The 593-nt window shown below is 63.7% G+C and carries 1 protein-coding gene; it reads left to right on the top strand.

Annotated features, from left to right (window positions below; all coding sequences use genetic code 11):
- A partial coding sequence (locus ACXMYJ_RS29330) for a toprim domain-containing protein (RefSeq protein ID WP_460359578.1) occupies nucleotides 1-593 on the top strand: 593 nt, incomplete at both ends.

Below are 593 nucleotides of genomic sequence, written 5' to 3'. Positions count from 1 at the left end.
GACATCGGCGGCCTGCCCGGCAAGCTGGCCGACTGCCGGTCCACCGATCCGAGCAAGTCGGAACTGTATGTGGTGGAGGGTGATTCGGCCGGCGGCTCGGCCAAGAGCGGCCGTGACTCGATGTTTCAGGCGATCCTGCCGCTGCGCGGCAAGATCATCAACGTCGAGAAAGCCCGTATCGATCGTGTGCTGAAAAACACCGAGGTCCAGGCGATCATCACCGCGCTGGGCACCGGTATCCACGACGAGTTCGACCTCTCCAAGCTGCGCTATCACAAGATCGTGCTGATGGCCGACGCCGACGTCGACGGCCAGCACATCTCCACGCTGCTGCTGACGCTGTTGTTCCGGTTCATGAAACCGCTTGTGGAGAACGGCCATATCTTCCTGGCCCAGCCGCCGCTGTACAAGCTGAAGTGGCAGCGCAGCGAGCCGGAGTTCGCCTACTCCGACCGGGAACGCGACGGTCTGCTCGAAGCCGGCCGCGCCGCGGGCAAGAAGATCAACGCAGAGGACGGCATCCAGCGCTACAAGGGTCTGGGCGAGATGGACGCCAAGGAGCTGTGGGAGACCACGATGGATCCGTCGGTGCG

Source organism: Mycobacterium sp. ZZG, assembly GCF_054786995.1.
This window is presented reverse-complemented; position numbering and strand designations above follow the sequence as displayed.